This window comes from Bordetella genomosp. 9 (assembly GCF_002261425.1).
Lineage (GTDB): Bacteria > Pseudomonadota > Gammaproteobacteria > Burkholderiales > Burkholderiaceae_B > Bordetella_C.
In genome coordinates, this window is sequence record NZ_NEVJ01000003.1 from 397,580 (window position 1) to 419,717 (window position 22,138).

General features: G+C 67.4%; 22 protein-coding genes. 8 read left to right on the forward strand and 14 right to left on the reverse strand.

The features are described 5' to 3' along the window. The first annotated feature begins 85 nt into the window (after positions 1-85). Positions 86-1,216, forward strand: coding sequence for an SMP-30/gluconolactonase/LRE family protein (locus CAL26_RS13025; protein ID WP_218831547.1), 1,131 nt, complete (start codon positions 86-88; stop codon positions 1,214-1,216). Between the two features lie 214 nt (positions 1,217-1,430). Here the strand turns inward: CAL26_RS13025 and chrA are convergent, their stop codons facing one another. The 4 genes from chrA to CAL26_RS13045 form a co-directional block, all read right to left on the reverse strand. Beyond that, a complete protein-coding gene (chrA, locus tag CAL26_RS13030; protein WP_094847337.1) occupies positions 1,431-2,615 on the reverse strand; it encodes a chromate efflux transporter in 1,185 nt (394 codons plus the stop codon). Positions 2,616-2,674: 59 nt separating this feature from the next. After that, complete coding sequence (locus CAL26_RS13035; RefSeq protein WP_094847338.1) at positions 2,675-3,004, reverse strand: hypothetical protein; 330 nt, start codon at positions 3,002-3,004, stop codon at positions 2,675-2,677. Between the two features lie 409 nt (positions 3,005-3,413). Next, positions 3,414-4,358, reverse strand: coding sequence for an ABC transporter substrate-binding protein (locus CAL26_RS13040; protein WP_094847339.1), 945 nt, complete (start codon positions 4,356-4,358; stop codon positions 3,414-3,416). A gap of 13 nt (positions 4,359-4,371) precedes the next feature. Continuing rightward, positions 4,372-5,514: an esterase gene (locus CAL26_RS13045; RefSeq protein ID WP_218831548.1), complete on the reverse strand. Its 1,143-nt coding sequence runs from the start codon at positions 5,512-5,514 to the stop codon at positions 4,372-4,374. A 176-nt stretch (positions 5,515-5,690) separates the two neighbouring features. On the opposite strand from CAL26_RS13045, the gene CAL26_RS13050 reads away from it, so the two are divergent. Further along, positions 5,691-6,725 carry a CorA family divalent cation transporter gene (locus tag CAL26_RS13050; protein WP_094847340.1) on the forward strand — a complete coding sequence of 345 codons (1,035 nt, stop codon included), beginning with the start codon at positions 5,691-5,693 and terminating at the stop codon, positions 6,723-6,725. Positions 6,726-6,739: 14 nt separating this feature from the next. On the opposite strand, the gene CAL26_RS13055 is transcribed toward CAL26_RS13050, so the two are convergent. From CAL26_RS13055 to CAL26_RS13075, 5 genes are all read right to left on the reverse strand, one after another. Then, the gene (locus tag CAL26_RS13055) at positions 6,740-6,988 is read right to left on the reverse strand and encodes a hypothetical protein (protein WP_094847341.1); all 249 of its coding nucleotides are present in this window, start codon (positions 6,986-6,988) and stop codon (positions 6,740-6,742) included. Between the two features lie 83 nt (positions 6,989-7,071). Continuing rightward, positions 7,072-7,989 (reverse strand): polyphosphate kinase 2, encoded by a 918-nt coding sequence (ppk2, locus tag CAL26_RS13060; protein ID WP_094847342.1) that lies wholly within the window; start codon positions 7,987-7,989, stop codon positions 7,072-7,074. Positions 7,990-8,043: 54 nt separating this feature from the next. Continuing rightward, entirely contained in the window at positions 8,044-9,123 is a 1,080-nt protein-coding gene (locus CAL26_RS13065; RefSeq protein ID WP_094847343.1) for a mandelate racemase/muconate lactonizing enzyme family protein, read from the reverse strand. A gap of 7 nt (positions 9,124-9,130) precedes the next feature. Continuing rightward, positions 9,131-10,162: a Bug family tripartite tricarboxylate transporter substrate binding protein gene (locus CAL26_RS13070; RefSeq protein ID WP_094847344.1), complete on the reverse strand. Its 1,032-nt coding sequence runs from the start codon at positions 10,160-10,162 to the stop codon at positions 9,131-9,133. An 85-nt stretch (positions 10,163-10,247) separates the two neighbouring features. After that, positions 10,248-11,138: a TauD/TfdA dioxygenase family protein gene (locus CAL26_RS13075; RefSeq protein ID WP_094847345.1), complete on the reverse strand. Its 891-nt coding sequence runs from the start codon at positions 11,136-11,138 to the stop codon at positions 10,248-10,250. 93 nt (positions 11,139-11,231) lie between these two features. On the opposite strand from CAL26_RS13075, the gene CAL26_RS13080 reads away from it, so the two are divergent. From CAL26_RS13080 to CAL26_RS13090, 3 genes are all read left to right on the forward strand, one after another. After that, a complete protein-coding gene (locus CAL26_RS13080) occupies positions 11,232-12,155 on the forward strand; it encodes a LysR family transcriptional regulator (RefSeq protein WP_094847346.1) in 924 nt (307 codons plus the stop codon). A 153-nt stretch (positions 12,156-12,308) separates the two neighbouring features. Then, the gene (locus tag CAL26_RS13085) at positions 12,309-13,328 is read left to right on the forward strand and encodes a hypothetical protein (protein WP_094847347.1); all 1,020 of its coding nucleotides are present in this window, start codon (positions 12,309-12,311) and stop codon (positions 13,326-13,328) included. After that, a complete protein-coding gene (locus CAL26_RS13090; RefSeq protein WP_094847348.1) occupies positions 13,328-14,767 on the forward strand; it encodes an MBOAT family O-acyltransferase in 1,440 nt (479 codons plus the stop codon). Before CAL26_RS13085 ends, CAL26_RS13090 begins: the two co-directional genes overlap by 1 nt. A gap of 32 nt (positions 14,768-14,799) precedes the next feature. Here CAL26_RS13090 and CAL26_RS13095 read toward each other — a convergent pair whose 3' ends face one another. The 4 genes from CAL26_RS13095 to CAL26_RS13110 are packed head-to-tail and all read right to left on the reverse strand — an operon-like array spanning position 14,800 to position 18,337. After that, positions 14,800-15,630, reverse strand: coding sequence for an anti-sigma factor family protein (locus CAL26_RS13095; protein WP_094847349.1), 831 nt, complete (start codon positions 15,628-15,630; stop codon positions 14,800-14,802). Then, positions 15,627-16,184, reverse strand: coding sequence for an RNA polymerase sigma factor (locus tag CAL26_RS13100; RefSeq protein ID WP_218831588.1), 558 nt, complete (start codon positions 16,182-16,184; stop codon positions 15,627-15,629). The genes CAL26_RS13095 and CAL26_RS13100 overlap by 4 nt, the downstream gene beginning before the upstream one ends. 36 nt (positions 16,185-16,220) lie before the next feature. Beyond that, positions 16,221-17,693: a YncE family protein gene (locus CAL26_RS13105; protein WP_094847351.1), complete on the reverse strand. Its 1,473-nt coding sequence runs from the start codon at positions 17,691-17,693 to the stop codon at positions 16,221-16,223. Beyond that, entirely contained in the window at positions 17,690-18,337 is a 648-nt protein-coding gene (locus CAL26_RS13110) for a DUF305 domain-containing protein (protein ID WP_094847352.1), read from the reverse strand. Before CAL26_RS13110 ends, CAL26_RS13105 begins: the two co-directional genes overlap by 4 nt. Before the next feature lie 207 nt (positions 18,338-18,544). On the opposite strand from CAL26_RS13110, the gene CAL26_RS13115 reads away from it, so the two are divergent. Further along, the gene (locus CAL26_RS13115) at positions 18,545-19,492 is read left to right on the forward strand and encodes a motility protein A (protein ID WP_094847353.1); all 948 of its coding nucleotides are present in this window, start codon (positions 18,545-18,547) and stop codon (positions 19,490-19,492) included. Next, positions 19,489-20,367 (forward strand): OmpA/MotB family protein, encoded by an 879-nt coding sequence (locus CAL26_RS13120; RefSeq protein WP_094847354.1) that lies wholly within the window; start codon positions 19,489-19,491, stop codon positions 20,365-20,367. The genes CAL26_RS13115 and CAL26_RS13120 overlap by 4 nt, the downstream gene beginning before the upstream one ends. 4 nt (positions 20,368-20,371) lie before the next feature. On the opposite strand, the gene CAL26_RS13125 is transcribed toward CAL26_RS13120, so the two are convergent. Then, entirely contained in the window at positions 20,372-21,067 is a 696-nt protein-coding gene (locus CAL26_RS13125) for an MBL fold metallo-hydrolase (protein ID WP_094847355.1), read from the reverse strand. Positions 21,068-21,290: 223 nt separating this feature from the next. Here CAL26_RS13125 and CAL26_RS13130 point away from each other — a divergent pair, with 223 nt between their 5' ends. Next, a complete protein-coding gene (locus CAL26_RS13130) occupies positions 21,291-22,100 on the forward strand; it encodes an alpha/beta fold hydrolase (protein WP_094847356.1) in 810 nt (269 codons plus the stop codon). Positions 22,101-22,138 lie beyond the last annotated feature (38 nt).

The following is a 22,138-nucleotide window of genomic DNA, read 5'->3' on the forward strand; positions in this document are numbered from 1 at the left end:
CCGGCAAGGCCGGCGCGCCCGTCGTGCGGCCCCGTCATCTTTCAATTCGGCGCGTCGCCAGCGCGTCGATTCAAGGAGAATCCGCATGCCATTGGCCAAATCCCTGACCGTCATGGGCCGTCTCGCCACGGCCTGCCTCGCGCTTGCCATCATCCAGGGTTGCGCGAGCCGTCCCGAAAGCAATGAACCGCTGGTCCCCACCTTCCAGAGCCAGAGGGTGCTGAACGGCGTCACCACCACGCCGGAAGGCCGGGTGTTCGTCAGCTATCCGCAGGCTGACGGCAAAGGCATGCAGGTTGCCGAACTGGACGCGCAAGGCCAGCCTTATCCGTTCCCCGACGCCAGCTGGAACAGCCCGCAGAGCTGGGCGCCCGGCACGGTGGGATCGGGCTATGTGCAAGTGAATTCGCTGCGCACCGGTCCGGACGGCAAGCTGTGGATCCTGGATGCCGGGGCGCCGGGCATGGGCCAGCAGGCGGTCAAGGGCGGCGCGCGGCTGTTCCGCTTCGATCCGCAGACCCGGCAGCTGCTGCAGACCTACGACCTGGCGGCCGCCGTCTATCCGTACAGCTTTATCGACGACGTCCGCTTCAACGGCCGCTACGCCTATCTGACCGACGCCGGCGCGCCCGGGTTGATCGTGCTCGATCTGCAGACCGGGGCAGTGCGCCGGGTGCTGGACAACAATAACGCCACCACCGCCATGCGGCAGTTGCGGGCGGATGGCCATGCGGTGCTGGATACCAAGGGCCAGCCGGTGCGCGTCCATGCCGACCAGCTGGAAGTGTCGCCGGACGGGCAATGGCTGTACTTCCAGCCGGCTTCCGGTCCCATGGCGCGGATCGCCACGCGCTGGCTGAACGATCCGGCGGTGTCCGAAAAGGAAATCGAGTCTCGGGTCGAGCTGGCCTGGGCTGACACGCCCAGCACGGGCGGCACGGCCATCGACGCCCAGGGCAATCTGTACACCACGGATACCGACAAGCATCGCATCCTGCGGATCAGCCCCGAGGGCAAGATCTCCACGGTGATCCAGGACGATCGCCTGGTCTGGGGCGATGCGCTGTGGATCGACCGCCAGGGTTTCCTGTGGATTCCGGCTTCGCAGCTCAGCCGTACGCCGGCGTTCAATAGCGGCCGTATGGAGGTGCAGTACCCGGTGTGGATCTACCGGCTGCAGATCCATGCGGCGCCGAGCCCGCTGGATCATCCTTGAGCCGCCGACTTCACGTGAGCCTGCCCCTTCGCCCGAGTTAAAGAAAATTATTTAAAGTAGTTTCTTTAAAGTGATTTCTTAACTCGGAGAAGGGTGAACAACCGAATTTAATCAGTAAGTTGAGGCGTGTACTTGATGTATTTTGGTAGGGGTTGGTGATTGGCCTGTACGCTCAGCGTGGGAGCGACGCCGGCAGCGGCGGTACGGGCCAGCATCAGCCGACCGCCGCCATCAACCAGCCGCCCGCCGCGGCGAGGGCGACGATCAGCAGCGGCGGCCAGCGCATGACCGTCAATAGCGCGAAGCACAGCAACGCCAGGCCGAAATCCGCCGGCGATCCGATGGCGCTGGTCCAGACCGGGTTGTACAGCGCGGACAGCAGTATCCCCACCACGCCGGCATTGATGCCGGCGACCGCGTTCTGTATGCCTGGCCGCGAGCGCAGCAAATGCCAGAAGGGCAAGGCCGCCACCACCAGCAGCGCGGCGGGCAGGAAGATCGCCACCAGCATGGCGAACCCGCCGGCCCACCCGGACAAGGGCCCGTTGGACACCGTGCCGAGAAAGGCCGCGAACGTGAACAGCGGTCCCGGCACCGCCTGCGCCGCGCCATACCCCGCCAGGAAGTCGGCGTTCGACACCATGCCGCCGCTGACCGCGGTGGACTGCAGCAGGGGAAGCACCACGTGGCCGCCGCCGAACACCAGCGCGCCGGAACGATAGAAGCCGGCGAACTGCGTCAGCCACGCCTGTCCCGTCAGCTCCGCCAGCACGGGCAGGCCGGCCAGCAGCACGAAGAACAACACGAGGGCGACGGCGCCGGTCCGCGTGCCGATGTTCAAGGCCATGGCCGCGGGCAAGGGCCGTGGCGGGACGCGCAACAGCGCCGCGCCCACCAGGCCGCAGGCTACGATGGCGCCCACCTGGCTCCACGCGGTAGGCAGCAACAGCGTCAGCAATGTCGCCGCGACGGCCAGCATGGCGCGGGGCCGATCCGGGCACAGCGAGCGGGCCATGCCCCATACCGCCTGCGCCACGATCGCCACGGCGACGATCTTCAGGCCATGGACGGCGCCTGAACCGGCGAGCCCGCCGTAACGGGACAGGCCCAGGCCGAACACGATCAGCAGCAGCGCCGAAGGCAGGGTGAACGCCACCCAGGCGGCCAGCATGCCGGCCCAGCCGGCCCGCATCAGGCCGATGGTCATGCCGACCTTGCTGCTGGCGGGGCCGGGCAGGAATTGGCTCAACGCGACGATATCGGAATACGTGTGTTCGTCCAGCCATTTGCGGCGTTCGACGAATTCGCCGCGAAAGTACCCCAGATGGGCAACCGGGCCGCCGAAGGACGTCAATCCAAGGCGCAGAAACAGCAGGAAAACGTCGATCCAGGCGGGCATCGTTGCAGGGTTTCAGTGGCGGTGCGTCTATATAGCACAGCCCCATGACCCCGCGACGGCTAAGGCCGGGTGGCCGTGGCCGATCCGGCGGCTGCGGTGGGGGCGCCCGCCGGCATGGCCCCGGGCTGCATCTCGATGTTCAGCCACCGGTCTCCCGGCTCGCCGCTGAGCGTTCGGGCCGTGCCGGGGAGCAGGTGGTACTCGGTGCGTTGCGTGTTCTCCGATTCCACGAACAGCACGATCTCCTGCTCGGTCGTGTTTGTCAGGTATATCTGCTCGGACGTCACGGAGAGGCTGGGCACGACCGCCGCGGCGGTCTGCGCGTTGGCCGCGCAAGAAATGGACAAGGCGAAGGCAAGCGCCACGGGGCGGTGCAAATGGCTGCGCATGATGTGGACCTCGATGTATCCAGCGATGGACCTACGGGGTGCGGCAGCGGCGCGAATAGGGCGACCGGCCGCGTTGTGTCGCGGCGCTGGCGCATAAGCAGCGACGGCACGCCAGGCCGGCGCCGATTACACAGCGCGTCCCGGCCGGGAACAATTGCGACTTCGCTCAGTGGGCCCTGACAGCGGGCCGTGGCGACCGTGCGAGGCCATCCCTTATGGCACATCCCTACGCCGACGCGCCCGGTTGCGACCTCCGGAAAATTCATGCTTTTATAAGTAAAAGGTAGCCAACCGCCCCGACGCCGGTCGCTTTTGGGGACGGCGGCCGCACCGGGCGAGGTGCGCACGGCGTGCAAAGCGCGTCCGGATGGCACGTGATGCACGAGAACGCCTGTGGGCATGCCGGCCCTTATCGCCCGGCGTCGCGGGCCACGCTGGTATCGAGCATCCGCGCCAGTTCCTGCCGCGTGCGCGGCGCGCGCTGCTGTACGCCCGCCGCCCAGGGCTCCATGTCGGTCAGCACCGTCATCAGCGATTCCGTATCCAGCCGGGCCGGAAAGCGGAATTGCGGCCATGCCTTTTCGATCACGGGCACGGGCGCGTTGACGGCCTTGGACAGGGCCGGCCAATACTTGCGCGGATGGGCGCTCAATTCCCCGGACACGTCGGCGATCGTCTTCACCGACCGCACCAGCGCCTCGCGCCGCCGCGGGTCATTCAGTACCGCCGTGGTCGTATTCAGGTTGAACCGCTCGAAGTAGGCGTGGGGCGGCTTGCGCGGATCCGTCATGACGATCGCATCCTTGCCGAGCTGGTCGATGGCGTTCTGCGGGTGAGGCTCCCACATCGCCATCGCGTCGGCCTGGCCCTGGACCAGGGCGGGCGGCATGGCTTCCGGTTCGAGCTTGACCGGCGTGACGTCGGCCAGCGTCAAGCCGGCCGATTGCAGCATGACGCGCAGGAAGTACTCGGAAGACGTCGCCGGCGTATAGGCGACGCGCTTGCCGCGCAGGTCGGCGATGCGGTGTACGCCGGCGCTGCGGCGGCCAACCATCCGGTAATGGCATTCGGCCAGCGTCAGGATTATCCGCAGCTGCGGCTGCAGCACCGCGCTGAGCGTCGCCTGGGTTTCGCTGCCGGTGGCGGCGTCGGCCTGGCCACCCACCAGCTGCGCCGACGCCGCGCGCCCGTTCGGCAGGCGCACCACGCGGATGCCGGGCGGATTGCCGATCAGCAGGGGGCCGCTTTCTATCGTGGTCTGGTTGACCGCGACCGGCATCAGGCCATCGTCGGCGCGCGCCGCCGACCACAGCGGGGCCGTCGCCAGCAGACCCAGTAATTGGCGTCTTTGCATCGTCGTCTCCTGCTCAACCGGCGGAACCCGCGGTGCGTGGGCGCGGCTGTTTTTCGATATTGCGGTCGATCCAATCCAGCAACCAGTCGGCGACCTTCAGGCTGTTGCGGTCCTGCATCAGCATGTGGGAGTTGCCGCGGAAGCCGACCTGCGGCAGTTCCACGAGCCGCGCGTTGCCGCCGGCCTTGGCGACCGCATCGATGAATTCGCGGCATTTCTGCAGCCGGGGCGCCCAGCGCGGGGCGATTTCGACGTTGTCGCCATAGACCACCAGGATGGGCAGCCGCGTGTAGGGCTTGAGATCGCCGGTCGCCGCGGGGCATACCGTCGGCTCGATCGCGACGATGCCGGCTATCCCCTCGGCACTGATCGCAGCCGTCTGGAAGGGGTAGACGCCGCCCTGCGAATGGCTCATCAGGATCGTGCCGCGCAGTTGCCGGGCCAGGGTCGACAGATTGGGCACGGTGGGATTGGGCGACGGCAGGGCCGCGAACCAGTCGGGCACCAGCTGCTTCCACAGTTCGGCCTGGGCTTCCAGGGGAAAGGCCAGGTTGGGGTAGGGCTTGGGATACTCCGGACCGAAGCGGAACACGGTCCAGGCTTCCTCATGCCCGGCCGCGAACAGGGCGGGCAGGGTGTCGGGCGCCGTCTTGCCCATCTTCACGCTATTGATGGCGGATGGATCGAAGGCCGAGCGCCCGCGCGCGACCTGGTCGATGGTGTACGTCGCGTAGCCTTTGCGGACGAAGTATTCCTGCCAACCCATGCGGCCGTCCGGCGTGGTTTCCCAGGTCTTGCCGGTCAGGCAGCAGCCATGGATCAGCGTGATGGAATAGCGCCTGGCGCGCGGCGGTATCTGGTAGCTGACGTACATCTGGTCGACGGTGATGGTGCCTTCGGCGCCGCGTCCGGGCGCCGTCGACAAGGTGTCCGAGCGCACCTCGCGGCCGCCGACGAAGAAGCTGCCCTGGGCTTGCAGGGTCAGCGGCTTGCCCGTGCTTGTGCTCGCGGGCGGGGCGGCCATGGCGCCGGCCATGGCCACCATGGCGAGCGCCGCCGTGGCGACCCGTGCCACGATCCCGCGCGCGGCGGCTTTCCACGCGACGCCGCGCACGGCGTCCTTCCATTGAATACCGAACGTCTCTCCAAACGTCATGGTCCTGTCTCCGTTGTTGTTTTCGTTATCCGCGGCGCCTGCGGCGCCGTCGGTACCCGCAAGGGTACAGTCGCCGGCTGACAACACACTTAGGGCGGATGCGTTGTCATACTGGCGTCATGGGGCAACGGTATTGATGGCGCCTGTTTCACCGACTCCCACCGGTACGCCGCCCCATGGATACTACCGTCCGCACGGATCCGCTCGCCAGCCGCAAGCGCTTGCTTACCCTTTCGGCCGGACCCGGGGGCCTGATCTGCGCCTTTCGTTTCGGTGGCGGACAGCCCGTGCGGCTGAACTGGGCCGACATCCAGGACGGCGCGCCCGCCGGGCCCGGGGAATTCACCTGGATCCACCTGAAGATCGCCGACAGCCGCATCCATGACTGGCTGGAGCACGCGCAGGATATTCCGGAGGCCGCCCGTCATTTCCTGGCGGGCCGCGACAGCCGTCCGCGCCTGCACGTCACCGACTACGGCGTGCACGGCCTGCTGGTGGACCTGAAGATGGACGCCGACGCGCAGGACGATGAAAAAGGCGTGCTGCATTTCTTCATGGACGGCACGCGCCTGATCACCGTGCGCACCCGCGCGCTGCGATCCACCGACAAGCTGCGCCGCCTGATCGAGGAGGGCGCCGACTACGATTGCACGCTGAATCTGCTGGCCGGTCTGCTGCAGTGCCTGCACGAAGGCTTCCAGGAAAAGCTGGAGGCCTTGACCGACGAGGTCGACGATATCGAGGCGTCCGTGCTGTCGGACCGGCGCGAGGCCGACCGCAGCGCGCTCAGCGCCGTGCGCCGCCAACTGGCGGAGTTTCGCCGCTACATCAATCCCGAGCGGAACATCCTCGGACGCCTGTGCACCCTGGGCCACGATTGGGCCGACAGCGATGCGCGCGACCACCTGGCGCAGGTCATCGACGGCTTGCACGGCCTGGCCGGCACCATCGACGCCCTGTACGAACGCGCCAAGCTGCTGCAGGAAGAGATCGCCTCGCAGATGGCCGAGGAGATGAACCGCAACCTGATGGTGCTGTCCGTCCTGACCGCCTTGCTGATGCCCGGCACCCTGCTGTCCGGCATCTTCGGCATGAACATGGCCGACGTGCCTGGGCTGCAGACCCCCGGCGCGTTCTGGTGGGTCCTGGGCCTGATGGGGGCGCTGGGCGCCGGGATGCTGTTGCTGCTGAAGAAACTGCGGCTGTTCTGACGCCCGGAACAGGCTCAGAACAGGTGCCGCAGCGCCCAGTACAGCAGGCCCGACAGCAGCATCGCGGCCGGCAGGGTCAGCACCCAGGCCAGCGCCAGGTTGCGCAGCGTGGCCAGTTGCAGCCCCGACCGGTTGGCGGCCATGGTGCCGGCCACGGTCGCCGTGACCGGGCCGGTCCGCTGGTCGAAGCGCGGCCGCGCGGCCTGGCGGTGCGCGGCGCCCTGCGAGGACGGCAGCGCCGCGGTGTCGGATGCGGTATTCATGGATGTACCTTTTCAGGCGGGGAAGAACCCGCGCGGCGCGCCGGCACCTGCCGCGTATGGGCGGGGCGGGCGGCGCGGGACGGTCAATAGCGTTCGGGGACCATCATCTCGGGCGGGACTGGATGACGGACGTAGTCGGCGTGGCGTTCGCGCGGCGGCAGGACGATGCCGGGACGTTCGACCTCGTGGTATTGCATCTGCGTCAGCAGGTGCGCGATGCAGTTCAGGCGGGCGCGCTTCTTGTCCACCGCCTGCACCACCCACCAGGGCGCTTCATCGATGTGGGTGCGTTCCAGCATGGTTTCCTTGGCGCGCGTGTAGGCTTCCCAACGGCGCCGCGATTCCAGGTCCATGGGGCTGAGCTTCCACTGTTTCAGCGGATCGTTGATGCGCCCCAGGAAGCGCAGGTGCTGCTCTTCGTCGGTGATCGAGAACCAGTACTTGATCAACTGGATGCCGGAGCGGACCAGCATCTTTTCGAATTCCGGCACGGTGCGGAAGAACTCTTCGTACTGTTCGTCGTTGCAGAAGCCCATGACGTGCTCGACGCCCGCGCGGTTGTACCAGCTGCGGTCGAACAGGACGACTTCGCCGGCGGCCGGCAGGTGCGACACGTAGCGCTGGAAATACCACTGCGTGCGTTCGCGGTCGTTGGGCGCGGGCAGGGCGGCCACGCGGCAGACGCGGGGGTTCAGGCGCTGGGTGATCCGCTTGATCACGCCGCCCTTGCCGGCGGCATCGCGGCCTTCGAAAAGGATCACCACCTTGTGCCCGGTGGCGACGACCCAGTTCTGCAGCTTGACCAGTTCGCCCTGCAGGCGGAACAGCTCGCGGAAGTAGGTGCGCCGCCAGGCTTTCTCCTCGTCCGTGGGCATGTGGGCCGGTTCGCCCTGCAGCTCCTCGAAGGTGCGGTCTTCCAGCTCCAGCTCGAGCTCTTCGTCGTAGTGGTCCGCCAGGTCACGGTGTATGCGCCGTACCAGTTCCTCGTCTATCCCGTTCACGTCCTGCTCCCTGTTTGCTGCAAGGGATGCTATGACGCTCGAATGACAACGAAGTTACCGCGGTGGCGTGTGAAAGGCCTGCTCCTGCACCAGGTGGTCGCGCAGCGCGGCACGGTCCACCGTTGGATGGTATCCGGCCGGCAGCAGGATGCCGCCGTCCTGGAAGCGCAACGGGTTTTCCAGCAGCCGTTCGCGGGCTTTCAGGAAGCCGTTCATTTCGCCGGCGTTGTCGATCGCCGCGACCGCGACGCAGGCTTCCATCCAGCAGGCGATTTCCAGCGACACCCCGTCGCCGAGCACCGGCACCATGCCCAGGGCGCGGATGCGCCCCAGCGCGGCGCACAGATCGTCCAGGCGGCCGATCTTCTTCAGCTTGAGCTTGACGTAGCCGACATTGGGAATGGCGCCGGCCCGGTCGATATCGTCGACCCCGTAGATGGACTCGTCCAGCATGACCGGGACCGTGGAACGTTCCGCCACCGCGGCATTGCCGGTCCAGTCGTCCGAGGCGCACGGCTGTTCGAACAGTTCTATCCCGGCCGGATCGAGGCGCGACGCGAAACGGATGCCGTCCGCGCTGTCGTAGCCGCGATTGGCGTCCAGCCGCAGGGTCGCGCGCCCGGCGGCGACGCGCTGGATGCGTTGCACGCGTTCCAGGTCCCGGCGCCAGTCGAAGCCCACCTTCACCTTCAAGGTACGGAAGCCTTGTTCGACCAGTTGCCCGATCTCGTCGCGCAACGCGTGTTCCTCGTCCTCCTGGCAGGGGGCGAGCAGGGGCACGGACGCATCCTCGCGCACCTGCAGCAGGGCGTGCCCGGCCAGCATGTCCAGCGCGCCATACATCGCGCTGCAGACGCCAGGCAGGCGCGCGGCATGGCCGTCGACCACCGTGCGTGCCTGCGCCAGCGTCATGCCGGGTATGCGGCGCCCCATGTCGAGCAGGGCCTGCCATGAATCGGCGCGCGATTCCGTGGTGTATCCCACGGACACCATGCATTCGCCCCAGCCCACGCCGCCGCCGGCGTGGATCTCGACGACGTACGGGTCGAACATCACTTTGTCGCCCGTCGACAGCTTGTAGGGCACGGTCAGGGGGAAGGCGACCTGCCGCACCGCGGCGTATTCCACTTTCATGCGGACGCTACTCCATTGTTTTGATGCCGGACGTGCGCACGATGCCGGCCCAGCGGTCGATCTCGCTCTTCAGGTATGCGGCGGAAGACGCGGGCGTGGAGTCCGCCGTGACCTCGATGACCAGGCTTTTCAGCTTGTCGGCGGTCGCCGGATCGGACAGGGCCGCATTGATGGCCTTGTTCAGCTTGTCCACAATGGGCATGGGCGTGTTCGCCGGCACGAACACCATGTTCCACGTCGATGCGTCCACGCCGGGAATGCCTGCTTCGGCGATGGTCGGCACGTCGGGCAATTCCGGCGACCGGTGATTGGCCGCGATGCCGATGGCTTTCAGCGAACCATTGCGCACCAGCGACATCGCCGAACTCGCCGTTTCGAAGGTGTAGAGGTGGCGCTTGGCGATCATGTTCTGGTGCGCCGGGCCGGAGCCGGTATACGGCACCACGAACGCGTCCACGCCCGCCTGGCGGTTGAAGAACTCCGTCACCAGGTGGGTGGCGCTGGCGTAGCCCGACGTCGCGTAGCTGTACTTGCCCGGCGCCGCCTTCAAGGTCGATACCAGTTGCTGGATGGTGGCGGGTCCATCGGGCGCCACCAGCACGAGCGCGGGACAGGACCCCACCAGCGCGACCGGCTGCAGGTCCTTGATGGCGTCGTACGCCAGTTTCCGGTACACGGACGGGGCGACCGCGATGGACGCGGTGCCGAACAGGATGGTGTATCCGTCCGGCGTTTCCCGCGCGGCCTGCGCCACGCCGATATTGCCCGCGGCGCCGCCTCGGTTCAGGACGATCACCGACTGGCCGAGCTGGCGGCCGAGCTTGTCGGCCAGCACGCGGGCGAAGACGTCCGTCGGGCCGCCCGGCGCGAAGGGAACGATCATGTTGATCGTGTGCTGCGGGTAGGCGTCGGCCCGGGCCGATGCGGCCGCGACGCCCAGGCACACGGCCAGGACGGCGTGCGCCAGAAGGCGCGCGGTCAGGGGCACTGGTAGGTGTGCGCACGGCCCGCGGCCGGGCAATGCCGCTTTCTTGTCCATGCTGCTGTCTCCTCTCGTTTCGCCGCCGCGAGGGCGGGGATGTCATCGCGGGCGCCCTCTGCGGGGCGCGCCGCCGCACGGCGGATCACGCCGCCAGGCGTTCGCCGATCTGCGTGCGATACATCAGGCGCCGGCTCGACGCGTCGAAGGCGTCGCGCTGGTGCATGGTGCAGCGGTTGTCCCACAGGATGGCATCGCCGACCTGCCAGATCTGCGTCCACTTGGCCTCCGGCCGCGTGGAGCGCGCCCACAGCTCATCGAGCAGGGCTTCGCTTTCTTCCAGCGGCAGGCCCACCAGGTAGGCGTTGCGGCGGCGCCCCAGGAACAGGCACTTGCGTCCCGTGACCGGGTGCACCTTGACCACGGGATGAATGGCGCCCACCGTATCGCGGGGATCGGTGACGCGCGCATAGCCTTCGCGCAGCTCTCCGGTGCTGTTGATGCTGGCGTCATGCACGCATTTCAGGTTTTCGACGCGCTGTTTCAGCGCGGGCGGCAGGTCTTCGTAGGCCTTGTACATATTGACGAAACTGGTGCCGCCGCCGGCCGGCGGGATTTCCAGCGAGTACAGGCAGCTGGCCTTGGGCGGCACGTCCTTGTAGGTCATGTCGGAATGCCATTCCGCCTCGCCCGCGCCCAGCCCGCCGATGGGCTTGCCGTCGACGATGATATTGGAAATCACGTTGATTTCCAGCGGCAGGTCATTGGTGCCGCCGCGTATCGAACCCTTGACCGGCCGCTTGTCCAGCGGCCCCAGGGCGCTGGAGAAGGCGATCAGGTGTTCGGCGGCCAGGCCGGGGTTGCCGCGAAAGCGCAGCACCAGGTGATCGGCCCAGGCCTGCTCGATCACCGCGAGCGCTTCCGCGGTTGGGGCGCGCCGCATGTCGTAGCCGACGATGTCGGCGCCCAGCGCGGCGCCGGTGGGGACCACGGTTATTTTGCTGCCTTGCGGTAAAGCGTTTGCCTGCGCGCTCATGGGGTGTCTCCTTGCGTGTGCCATGGAGCCACTGTAGTAAAGTCGGGTTGATTCGTGAATTTTCATTTTTCTATATATCTATTCATTAAATTTATGAGTATCACGATCAAGCAGCTCGAGGCATTCGTGGCCGTCACCAACACGCTGAGCTTCAGCAAGGCGGCCGCCATCGTGCATCTTTCGCAACCGGCGCTGAGTTCGAACATACGGCGGCTCGAGGAGACGATAGGCGCGCGGCTGTTCGACCGTGATACGCGCACGGTGGCGTTGACGGCGGTGGGCACCGAATTCGCCGCCATCGCGCGCGGCCTGCTGGATAACGTCGAGCATGGGCTGGCCCACATCCGCCGTCATGCCGCCGGTGAGCGCGGCAGCCTGTCGCTGGCAATGGCGCCGTCGCTGGCCGCCAGCTTCCTGCCAGGCATCATCGGCGCCTACGCGGCCGCCTATCCTCAGGTCGACCTGCGGCTGTACGACGTGCTGTCTGACGAGGCCGTGGAACTCGTGCGCACGCGCGCGGTGGACCTGGCCCTGACGCCGCGTCGGGACGACGCCAGCGACCTGTTGCAGCGCGACGTGCTCATGGATGATCTGGTGGTGCTGTGCGCCGACCGCCATGCGCTGGCGGCGCGTCGCGGCATCACCTGGGAAGACCTGGTCGCGTACCCGCAGATTGCCAAGAAGGGCGGCAGCGGCGTGCGCCACATCATCGACAGGGAATACCTGAAGCGGGGACTGTCCTTCGTGCCCGCCTACGAGGTCGAGCACGTGGCCACCATGATCGGCCTGATCGTCGCGGGCCTGGGCTATGGCGTGTTTCCGCGCTCGACCACCGCGTCCTTCAACATGGACGGTCTGGTGCTGCTGCCGTTCTCGGCGCGCGTGCGGCCGCGCAGGCGCATATCGGCGACGACCCTGAAGTCCCGGTCTCCCAATGCCGCGGTGGAGACCTTCGTGCGCCTCTGCCGTGAGAAAGCCAGGCAGGCGGCTCATGCGAATGCCGGATGGAAAGGATGAGCCGCGGCATGCCAGGATGCAGCCAAATCGCTGTACCTGACAAAATGTAAAGCGACCGGCTTGGGTAGCGCTCGATACGACTTGGCCGTTTTTGCGGCGGCCGGGGAGGAACGGCGACCTCCCTGGCTCAGGTCGAAAGGAAGCGCGTTCATCATGCAAGACGAAAACGTGGAGTCCCTGAGCGCCATGAGCATGGCGCTGGAGGGACAGGCGGCGGCTGCGCGCGCCGCCACGCCGGCCAGGGCGCTGACGCGCTTCCTGCTGATGGCGGCGGCGGTGTGGGTGCTGCTGGATGCCTGCTACCAGGCCCTGCCGCTGATCCGTCCCGGCGCCGACGTGGTGCTGGAAGCCAAGTTCGAGTCGCTGGTCAAGGCGCGCATGTTTTCTTCGGAAGACCGGGCGCGGATCCTGGTGTTCGGCAACAGCAAGACGCTGGCCGGCTTCCGGCCGGAACAGTTCGACGCGGCCTTCAAGCCGGGCGTGCATTCGTACAACCTGGGCCTGCCCGGCGACGGCCGCATCCTGCCGATACTGAATGCGGCGATCACGGCGGGGAACATCCCCACGCACGTCTTCCTGACCATCCCCTGGGACAGCAAGCCGCGGCCGACGCTGCTGGACAGGCTGCGCGACGACGAAACCATCCTGTACACGCTGATCCCGTTCCGCGACCTGCCGCGCGACCTGGTGGCCTTCGTCGCCACCAGCCATTTCGAATTCCGCCAGCGCTACGAGGAAGGGCGCCACGAGCGGGATCACATGCTGTCGCAGCGCGGCTGGTATTTCATCAAGGGGCAGAGCTTCTTCCCCAGCGGCGAGCTGCCCGATGACTATGCCATCCCGACCGATCATCCGGCGGAAATCCTGCCGCGCGACATTCCCGAGTCTTCGTTCGTGCTGGACGAACTGGAGCGCCTGTCGCGCCAGCACGGCTTCAAGGTGATCCTGGTGCCCGGCAATATGCGCATGCACGCGCAGGCCGCGCCGCCGGCGGCCGATGCCGGCCGCGACCTGGCCGTCGCCGGTCACCCCGGCATGCGCATCGTCGGACCCGACTACTGGATCTACCCGCCCAAGGATTACTCGGATGCCGTGCACCTGAATCCCCTGGGCGCGACGGCGTATACGAGCGATCTGGCGCGCCTGGTCGCCGACACCGGGCTGTTGAACTGATGCTATTCAACTCGTTCGAATTCTTCGCCTTCTTCGCCGTTTTCCTGGCCGTTTTCTTCGCGGTCCCGGCGAAGCGCCAGCCGCTCGTGCTGCTGGTGGCCAGCTACCTGTTCTACATGGGCTGGCGTCCGTCGTTCGCCATCCTGCTGGCCTTCACCACGGTGGTGGACTACACCACCGCGCTGGCCATGGAAAGGGCGCGCACGCAGGCGGCGCGGCGCCTGGCGATGCTGGCCGCCCTGGGCATCAACCTGGGCATCCTGGGTACGGTCAAGTACCTGGACTTCCTGATCTCCAACATCGTGGGGATCACGGGATTCTTCGGCATCGAGATCCCGGCCTATGCCCTGGGCCTGATTCTGCCGGTCGGGATTTCCTTCTACACCTTCCAGTCGGTGGGCTACACGCTGGACGTCTACAACCGCCGTATTCCGGCCGAGCGCAACTTCGTGACCTACGCGCAGTACGTGTCGTTCTTCCCGCAGCTGGTGGCCGGGCCCATCGAGCGGGGCGGGCACATGCTGCCGCAGTTCCGCCGCCGCCACGTATTCCGTTACGACAACCTGGTCAGCGGCGGCTGGCTGATTGGCTACGGACTGTTCAAGAAGATGTGTATCGCCGACGCGATATCGCCTTTCGTCGCCGGCATCTACGCGACCCCCGACGCGTATTCCGGCGGCTATCACGTGCTGGCCGCGCTCCTGTTCGCGGTGCAGATCTATTGCGATTTCTCGGGATATTCGGACATCGCCCGCGGCGCCGCGCGCATCATGGATTACGAGCTGATGATCAATTTCAGGCAGCCGTACTTCTCGGCCAGCCTGACCGAATTCTGGCGGCGCTGGCATATCTCCCTGTCGTCCTGGTTCCGCGATTACCTGTATATGCCGCTGGGCGGCAACCGGAACGGCGAAGGCGCGGCCGTGCGCAACATCGTCATCGTGTTCGTGGTGAGCGGCATATGGCACGGCGCCGCGTGGACCTTCGTGGCGTGGGGCGCGCTGCATGGCCTGGGCCTGGTGCTGGAGCGCTGGTTCCGCGACACCACCCTGAAGCGCTGGCTGGCCGACGCGCTGCCTGGCCTGTCGTCGATGGCCGGACGCGTGTGGATGCTGTTCCTGGTGCTGGCGGGCTGGGTGTTCTTCCGCGCCGGCTCGCTGTCGGATGCGGCCAACGTCTTCCGCCATCTGGGCGCGCCGGGGACGATGTCCTACGGCGTGTTCAATACGCTGGGGCTCTCCGCCTTCCAGAGCGCGGTGCTGGCGCTGTCGCTCGCCTTGCTGTTCGTCGTCGACTACCAGCTGGTCTATCGCCCGGAGCGCCTGCGGCGCCTGGCGGCGATCGCGCCCCTGAACACCGTGGCGGGGGTCGGCCTTGCCTATTACGTGCTGCTGTTCGGCGTCTTCGGCAGGACCGAGTTCATCTATTTCCAGTTCTGAGGCGCGCCGCCCCTTCGCAGCTTAATCGCCGCCTATCCTCGCCGGGGCGCGCCGTCCACCTGGCGCCGCACTTCGTCGGCCACCGGGTGGATGTCCGGCACGGAGGCCGGCGCCATCAGGCTGTAGCCCAATCCCTGGTCGGACCACGCATAGCCGGACACGTCGCCCTGCTTGTGGGCCGACATCGGCGTGTCGCCTTCCACCGCCATGGGGCGGACCATCATGGCGATGCGCGTGCCGTGCGTGTCGTTGTACAGGAAAAGCCCGGCAGGGCCGTGTTCGGTCGCGACGAGCCGGCCGCCCATGAAGCGATAGCCGGCGGCGTCCAGGTCGGGCAGGGCGATGCGGCGGTCCAGCCGTTGCGAGATCCACGCCACCAGCTGGGCGCTGTCGGTGGCGGGCATTTCGACGGGCCGCGTGGGGTCGGCGGCGTAGACCTGGTAGCTGGCGGCGGCTTCACGGGCCAGCGCGGCGATACCGCCCGCCGAGGCAAGCTCCTGCGTGGCGACGGGCGCGCCGATGCCCGGGCCCGCGGCGCCGCCGCGCAGGTTCCAGCCGCCGACGCCGCCGATGCCCAGGGCCAGCACGATGGATGCGGCGATGCGCCAGGGGATGCGGCGGCGCTGCCGGTACGCTTCCACCATGCGCGCCAGGTCGAGTTCGGGCGGGATGGGTTCTTCCATGACGGGCGCCAGCTCGTCGCGCAGGCGCCGGCGCAGGCCGGCGTGCTGGCGCATGCGGTCGGCGACCTCGGGGTGGCCGGCCAGGTAGGCCTCGACCTGGGCGCGCCGGGCGCCATGCAGCGCGCCGTCCACATAGGCGTGCAGGTCTTCTTCGCGGATGGGTGATTCGTCCCGCTTCATTTCACTCTCCGCAGCAGCGGGCGCCGGCGGTCGCGCGCGCCGTTTTCATTGTCCGCGTCATGCCGCGGGCCGGCGCTGTCGGCCACGCGCATGATGCGCAGCAGTTTCTCCCGCGCCCGCGCCAGCCGCGATGTGACCGTACCGGTCGGGATGTCCAGGACCCTGGCCGCTTCTTCATATGACATGTCTTCCACCGAGACCAGCAACAGCACGCTGCGCTGTTCGTCCGGTAATTGTTCCAGGGCGCGCACGACGTCCTTGTAATGCAAGGCATCGTCCTGTGCGGGCCGCACGGCCAGCACGGCTTCGTCCACGTCGTGCAGCGGCATGTCGGCCGCGCGCGGACGAACTCGTCGCAGATGATCCATCGCCATGTTGTGCAGGATGGCGAACACCCACTTGCGGGTGTCGCCGTCCTCGCGCCGCTGGCGCCAGCGCGCGATGACGCGTTCCAGGCAGTCCTGTACCACGTCATCGGCAACCGCCGGGTCGTGCAGCAGCGCCCTGGCATAGCGGCGCAGCGAAGGTATCAGCGGCTCGACGAGCCGCATCATATCGTCCACTTCAAGTCCTCGTTGCGTCGAACCGGGTCAGAGCGCCTGCACCTGCACCGGCGCGCCGGGCTTGCCGTCGACCTGCGGCGCGATCACCAGGTAGCGCTTGGTGTCCGTGGCGCCGGCATCCGACTGCACAACCTGGCGGATCGGGCCGATGGCGTTGACGATAGCCGATCCGGCAGGGTTGGTGGTGAAGTTCGCCAGGGGCTGCAGGGCGCCGCCGCCGTCGGCATGTTCGGCCAGCGCCAGCACGTAGGGATGGCGGGGCTCCAGGCCGGTCGCGGAGGCCTGCAGCACCTGCAGCAGGCCCTGGTCGAACAAGGTGACGGAAGTGGGCGGCATGTCGCTGGCCTGCGGTTGGCCGTCGCGGATCGCATGCAGGGCCAGATGGGCGGCCTGGCCGGCGACGCCCAGCGGCTGCAGGTTCTGCATGCCGTCGCCCTCGGGCACCGCGTCGGGCACGTAGGCGATGGCCTGCGGGGCCTGGCCGATTGGCACATTGCCGATCACCGTATTGGTGGCCGTGTCGATGGCGGCGAGCGCATCGCCGTTTTCCAGGCCCACGTAGACGCGCTTGCCGTCGCCGGACGGCCAGACGCCATGGGGCAGCTTGCCCACCGGTATGGTGGCGACCTGGCTGAAATCGTCGGTGCGGAAGACCTTGACCTGGTTCAGGCCGCCGATGGTCACATAGGCAAAACTGCCCTTGTCGTTGCGCGCGAAATTCACGTGGTTGGTGATGGGGCCGGTATCTATCGTCTTCAGCAGCTTGAAAGGCGGCCGCGCGTCGAAGACCTGCGTCTTGCCCACGTCCTTCAGCGTGAACCAGACCTGCTTGCCGTCCGCGGTGGCGGCGATGTTGGGGCAGAAGGGGCTGGCCTGCGGGACCTTGCCGACGATCTTGTGGTTGGAGACCTGCACGACCACGGTTTCAGGGTTGAAGGACGAACAGACGTAGCCGTACTTGCCGTCCGGCGAGAAAATCTGCATTCCCGGGCCGGCGGCCGTGGTGATGCGGGTCTTTTCCTGGTAGGTCCTGGCGTCGATCACCGACACGTAGTTCTCGCCGCGCACGGTCACCCAGACTTCCTTGCCGTCGGGCGTGTAGAAAGCCTCGTGCGGCGAGCGGCCGACGTAGGTCACGTGCTTGACGCTGTTGGTGGCCGTGTCGATGAAGGTCACCGAATTCGAACCGATGGAGACGACGGCCAGCGTGCGGTGGTCCGGCGAATAGCCCATCCCGTGCACCAGCACTTGTCCGCGATACAGGGGGCTGAAGTTGCCCGGCGCGGGGTCGCCCAGGCGGATGACGCCCAGCAGCCGGTTGTCCACCGGGTCGGTCACGGACACGGTGTTGGAGAACTGCTCGGCGGCGTAGACCCGGTCGCGGTGGCTGGCCGGCACGTCGGCGGCGGCGGCGGCGCCGGGCGCCTGGCCGGCATGCGAGGTCGCGGCCGCGCAGAGCAGGGCGGCGCTCACCATATTCAGGACAAAGGTGCGTTTCATTGCGTGGATACTCCTGCGGACATCGTGTGATGGTGGTGGGACATGGACATGGGCTCGGAAGCCGCCGCCGGGGTGGCGGCCTGGGTGGGGGTCTGGTTGGCTGTCTGGCCGGGCGCCGCGCTGGCCGGGGGCGCGGACGCGGGAGAGGCGCCCTGGGGGTGCGCGGGCGCGGCAGGCTGCGTCGGCGCGGGTGCCGAAGGCGGCAGCGGCTGGCCGAGCGCCAGGCGCATCGCGGCGATCTCCTGCTGCTGGTCGACGATGATTTCCTGGGCGATGCGCCGCAATTGTTCGTTGCGGCCGTAGCGCAGTTCCGCCTGCGCCATCTCGATCGCGCCCTGGTGGTGCGGAATCATCATGGCGACGAAATCCTGGTCGACGTCGCCGCTGGGTTTCGCTTCCATGCCGGCCATCATGCGGTCCATGGCGGCATTGTTCTCCGCCAGGAAGGCGGCTTCGTCGCCGCCGGCGGCGCTGGCGGCGGTCCCCAGCGCCAGTCCAGCCGCCAGGGCCAGGGCCAGGGCGGCCCCGCGCCGGGTGCGGGCAATGCGTATGGTCATCGCGTCCTCGTCTCGAAAGTGTGGGTCGTTACGGGGGTAGACGGATGCCGGGGCCGAATCCTTCCATCGGCGCAGGATTTTTTTCATTGGCGCCCGGGGCGGCGGCCAGAATCACCATCGAGGTAAATGGGGGCAGTATCAGCGGCCAGGGGCGATCGGCCGGTTTCGGGGGGTTTTAGGCCGTTTTTGCGCCCGTTGGGTCCGGGGCGGGCTTACTAGAATTGCCCTGTCTCGCCCGTCGCGCGGGACCTGGCCGGCCGGATGCCCGGGCCGGCTGCCTTCATGGGCCCCACAATGAATGCTTCAACCCTGATCGGTATCGCGGTCGCCCTCGTGACCCTGGCGGCCGCCATATTCACGTCGTCGCCCGACGCGATCGCCTTCGTCAATCTGCCCGGCCTGGGCATCGTGCTGGGCGGCACCGCCGCCGCGCTGTTCATCGGCTATCCGATGACGGAAGTGCGCCGGATCGCGCCGCTGCTGCGGCTGGTGTTCCGCAATGAAAAGCTGGATATGCAGCGCGACATCGACGAACTGGTCGCCCTGGCGCACAGCTGGGCCAGCTCGGACGTGCACAACGTCGAACGCGAACTGCAGAAGGTCACCAATCCCTTCCTGCGCACCGGCGTGCAGTTGATCATCGACAACACGCCCGAAGAGCAGATCATCGAACTGCTGCAGTGGCGCATCGCCCGCATGCGCGCGCGCGAGCAGGCCGAAGCGCAGATGTTCCGCACGATGGCCAGCTTCGCGCCCGCCTTCGGCATGCTGGCCACCCTGATCGGCCTGGTCAACCTGATGACGGTGCTGGGTTCGCAAGGCATGGACGTCATCGGCAAGCAGATGGGCATCGCCCTGATCGCGACCTTCTACGGCATCCTGCTGGCCAACCTGATCTGCAAGCCCATCGCGATCAAGCTGGAACGCCGCACCGAACAGCGCCTGGTGCTGATGAACATGATCCTGCAGGGCATATCCATGATGTCCGAGCGGCGCGGCCCGGCGGTGGTGCGCGAGACCCTGAATTCCTTCATGCAGAACCTGGAGGACGAGATCCGCGAACAGCCGCCCAGGAAGAAAGCCCCGGCCAAGGCCGCGGCCGGCGCCGCCGCCGCTGTCCCCGCGGCCAGCAGTCGCGGCGCGGCCCGCCAGGCGCCGGCCCGCACCGCGCCGAGCATGGGCGCACCTTCGATGGTGGATGCCGCCTCCCTGCGTAGCCGGGCAACGTCGCAACGGCCATGAGCTCGAATCCGACCCGCGCGTCGTGGATAGACATCGCCATACGGCGCAAGGCTGAAGAAGAAGAACGCCAGCGCCGCGAGCGCACCAAGACCGTACGGCGCAACCGCTACGAGCGCTGGCACGTGCCGGAGACCCTGGACCGGGAACCCGACAACTGGCTGATGACCTACCTGGACCTGATCACGCTGCTGCTGGCGCTGTTCGTGGTGATGCTGGCCTTGACGCGCATCGGCCCGGGCCCCGGCGCCAAGCCGCCGCAGGTCGCCGCCGGCGTCAGCCTGGCCAAGTTGCCGCCCGGCCCGGTCGAGCCCTGGGCCGCGGATCTGCCGCGGATACCGGAAGAATGGTCGCGGCTGCCCGACCCGCCGCCCGCACCGGTCGCCACCGCGCCGGCCGAACCGCTGGAACCGCCCGCCGCGCCCATCAAGATGCCGACCGCCGCGGAACTGGGCCTGGCCGACCTGGGCAAATCGGTGGACGTGCAGATCAACCGCCAGACGGTCAGCTTTCGCATCAGCAACGAACTGCTGTTCACCTCGGGACAGGCGACCTTGAGCAAGGAAGGCGGACCGCTGATCAAGAAGCTGGCCGATGTGATCAATCGCAGCAAGTACCCGGTTTCCGTGGAAGGCCATAGCGACAACGTACCCATCCTGACGCGGCAGTTCGCGTCGAACTGGGACCTGTCGACCAGCCGCGCGACGTCGGTGCTGCGCGAACTGGTGCACGATGGCGTCGACGGACAGCGCCTGCGCGCCGTGGGCTACGCCGATACCAAGCCGCTGGAAAGCAACGATACGCAGGCCGGCCGCGCCGCCAACCGGCGGGTGGAACTGATCATGCGCATCATGCCGGACAAGAACGCGCCGGATTGAGCGTTCAGACGCGGCCGCAGGCCAGGTTGGCCGGCACCGCGATATCCATCAGCTGGGGGCGGGGCAGGTTCAGGCCATTCATGATGGCGACGTATTCCGCTTCGGTCTTGCCGGCCAGGCGCGGGTTGTGATGCTTTTCCTCGCCTATCGTCGACGCCGTGCAGCCGCGGTAGTCGTGGGCCGGATAGACGATGGTGTCGTCGGGCAGCCGGAACAGCCGGTTGACGATCGAATCCCACGAACGGCGCGGGTCGCCGCCCTGGAAGTCGGTGCGCCCCGTGCCGCGTATCAGCAGGACGTCACCCGTAAAGACCGCCATCGGCCGGTCGGGATTCAGCACGAAGCTGAAGGATTCCTCGGTATGGCCCGGCGTGTAGATGCCTTGCAGCGCGATATCGCCGACCCGCAGGATTTCCCCGTCCACCACGCGCCGCGCCACGCAGTCGGCCTTGGTGTATTCGCCCATCACCGTGGCGCAGCCGGTCGCGTCCGACAGATCCGCCAGCGCCGTGATGTGGTCGGCATGCGTATGCGTGTCGATGGCATGCAGCAGGCGCACGTCGAGCTGGCGCAGCAGGCTGGCATAGTCCGGCAGACGTTCCTTGACCGGATCGATGATCAACGCCTCGCCGCCCGTGCCGGTGGCGATCAGATAGGTGTAGGTGGACGACGCGGCGTCGAAGAATTGGCGCAGGAGCATGGCGGGCCTCCGGAAATGCGGACGGGGTTTGGCTCATTCCCGTGGCTAGCTAATTCCTTTGGGAAATAAGCAAATTTCTAAAAATTATAAGCATGGGCCTGGGGGTGTCGTCAATGCCCGGCGCCGGTCCGGCTCTTTTACTATCTGACCCGGTGCCCGCCACACGCGGGCGCGCCGCGCTTCCAACAGCGTGGTGCCGCCGTACCTACAGGATACTCACCCAATGACCACGCCTGATACCCATTTCATCCAGGCCGGCGGCGCCGGCTTCGCCATCGTGGAGGACGGTCCGCCCGACGCGCCGTGCGTGCTGTTCAGCCATTCCGTCATGACCTCGCATGCGATGTGGCAAGGCCAGTTCGAACTGCTGCGCCAGGCCGGCTATCGCGTCATCGCCTACGATGCGCGCGGGCATGGCGCCAGTACGGTGACACCCGCGCCGTACAGCATGCGCCAGCTGGGCGATGACGTGATCGCGCTGATGGACGCGATGCGGATCGATATGGTGCACCTGGTCGGCCTGTCGCTGGGCGGCATGATCGGCTTCGATCTGGCCGGGCGGCATCCGCGGCGGCTGGCCAGCGCCGTCATCTGCGACGCCCGCGCCGATTCGCCGGCGTCGTTCGCCGCGCCCTGGGATGAGCGTATCGCACTGGCGCGCGCGCAAGGCATGCAGTCGCTGGCGGCGCCCACGATCGCGCGGTGGTTCGGGGCAGCGGGGCGGGAAACGGATGCGGCGCGCGCGGTCTATCGATTGATCTGCGAGACGCCGGTTGAAGGCTTTGCCGGCACGGCGGCCGCGTTGAAGGATTTCGATTTCCGCGATGGACTGGACGGCGTCGATCTGCCTGTAACCCTGATCTGCGGCGAGGACGACGGCGTGCTGCCGGCGGAGATGGCCAGCCTGGCCCAACGCATTCCGGGCGCCGTGCTGGAGATGATTCCCGCCGCGGGCCATTTGCCCAATATCGAAAACCGCGCCGCCTTCGATGCCGCCCTGATGCGGCATTTCGCCCGCGTCGCGGGCCGGTGACGGGACGCCAGCAGTTCGGCCGGATCCAGGGCTGGCGA